This is a genomic window from Bacteroides sp. ET489 (assembly GCF_030518095.1).
Lineage (GTDB): Bacteria > Bacteroidota > Bacteroidia > Bacteroidales > Bacteroidaceae > Bacteroides > Bacteroides ndongoniae.
Genome location: NZ_JAULLJ010000096.1, coordinates 1 through 2095, shown reverse-complemented (window position 1 = coordinate 2095; position 2095 = coordinate 1). Strand labels below are relative to the sequence as shown.

Annotated in this window: 3 protein-coding genes; all 3 read left to right on the top strand. The window is 47.5% G+C overall.

Going from position 1 to position 2095, the window contains the following annotated elements:
- On the top strand, positions 1-786 hold a 786-nt coding region (locus tag Q3C19_RS18105; protein WP_302731230.1), incomplete at its 5' end, for a hypothetical protein.
- 33 nt (positions 787-819) lie between these two features.
- Positions 820-1113 carry a DUF4120 family protein gene (locus tag Q3C19_RS18100; RefSeq protein WP_004326290.1) on the top strand — a complete coding sequence of 98 codons (294 nt, stop codon included), beginning with the start codon at positions 820-822 and terminating at the stop codon, positions 1111-1113.
- Between the two features lie 299 nt (positions 1114-1412).
- A partial coding sequence (locus tag Q3C19_RS18095; protein WP_302731227.1) for a hypothetical protein occupies positions 1413-2095 on the top strand: 683 nt, incomplete at its 3' end.

The window sequence follows — 2095 nt, the reverse complement described above, 5'->3', positions numbered from 1 at the left end:
CTGGAGGAGACAAGAAAGAATATGGAAGCGGACAATCTTGCCGGAGAGTTTGAAGAGCATGAGGATGAAATCAGGGAACTTATCTACGACCGGAACGATTCCGACCCGGTAAAGGACCTGATCCGCAACTCGTCCGTCACTAATTTCTTCTATTCGCTCGGAGTGGAAATCAGCGGATATCTGACCGGTTGTTCACTGCGGGGAGAATCAGTCGCCATGGCCTGCCATAAGGTACGTCGCGCACTGCATCTGAAAAAGGGGCAGTTTGACGAGAAGATTGAAGAACTGGTAGAGAATGCCACATACGGCGGAGAACTGCGCATCTACTTCAACGCCATGTTTGACAGGCTCATCAGCAAAGACCCTGAGAACGATTTCAAAAGCATCCGTTTCCACGGGAATGTAATGGTGGCCATTGCCGACAGCCGGAACGGTTCCGGACATCATGTACGGATTCCGCTGGATATCACTTTCCCTTTCCAAAGAGAGAACCTGTTTGTCGATTCACAGGTACACTATTCCTATGCCAATGAAGTCTGCGGCATGACCAATGACTGGTGTGATTCCACAAAATGGGAAACGGGCATGATACCTTTTACCGGATCTGTCCGAAAAAGCCGGATGGCTGAATACAAGAAACAGGAAGCCGCTTATGAGCAGACATTCCGAGACGGGAAATGCACCTTCGGTGACATGAACTACAAACGCCACCGTGACGTGCGGTATTCGAATGAATATCCTGCCGGATGCAGGTGCCCTCATTGCGGTACTTTCTGGATTGACTGAAAAAACATTTACCAACCAATAAATTCAAACGATATGAAAATCTGCTGTTCACAAGAGCATTACGACAAGGTCGTACAGTATGCAAAATCAATCAATGACAAGACCCTGGAAAACTGTCTTGAACGTCTAAAACAATGGGAGAAGAACGAGAACCGTCCATGCGAAATCGAACTCTATTACGACCATGCGCCTTATTCGTTCGGATTCTGCGAACGTTATCCGGACGGAAATACAGGCATTGTCGGAGGACTGCTGTATCATGGAAATCCGGACGAGTCCTTTGCCGTCACCATGGAACGTTTCCACGGATGGAGCATACATACCTGACATATATGCGACAGTCTGTATTGGGGAGCCTCATGCAATATGGGGTTCCCTTTTTTTATGCCGCAGACATGATGACAGCATCCTCATTTCTTGCTGCAAAAATAGCTGTTTGCCGCGCAACTCCCGCAAGGCGGCCCTGCCGGGCTGGTTGTCTGGAAAAAAATCATCCTCGCTTCGCTCCGGTATTTTTTTCCGCCAAGCCTTGCAGGGATGCGGGCAAACAGACAACAGGGACAACAAGAAATAAGAATGCCTGTACCTTACAGGCAGACAATGTATAACAATAAATATCAGAAGTCATGATTACAGACCAGAAGACACAGAACAGGCTTCACGCGAATACCGGAACAGAACTGTTCTCCATCAGACAAAGGAAGGAAGCCGTCACAAGGATGCTGGACATTCTGAAAGAAACTCCGGAATACCTGCAGGTTATGAACTATATACCGGCTTATGCCATGGATGACGATACGTCAGAATGGTGGGAATCGGAAGAATCGGAAAATTTCATGAACTCACTCCTGGAAGTGATGGAAAGCTATACTCCGGACGGATACAGGTTCGGACCGAAATCCGGTACGGCCGACCTTTACGGCTACTGGGAAAGCAAGACCGGACGGACAACCCTCTTCCATCTGCTTTTCAGTCTGGAAACCGGATATGAATGGGGAAAAGGTTTTTCCCATGAGAAAACGGACGCATTCTACAAGGAAATAAAAGAGAAATTTCATGGAGAGGGATTCGACACGGACAGAACCGGCTGTACATCACAGGCCATGTATCTTGTAAAAGGAAAGACACGCCTGCACGTGCATCCGATGGAAATAAACGGCTACTGTGAAACACTGCATATTCCACAGATTACAGCCATACTGAAAAAAGGAGGCCGTACATTCCGTCTTGTAAAGGATACGATAGCGGAAGAGGTGTATTCCTTCACCGATGAAGAAGAAATGGAATATTACCGTGCCAGATACGGAAT

Bases quoted from the DNA above. Each gene is read 5' to 3' on its own strand.
- Q3C19_RS18100 (WP_004326290.1), top strand. From the start codon at position 820: ATGAAAATCTGCTGTTCACAAGAGCATTACGACAAGGTCGTACAGTAT.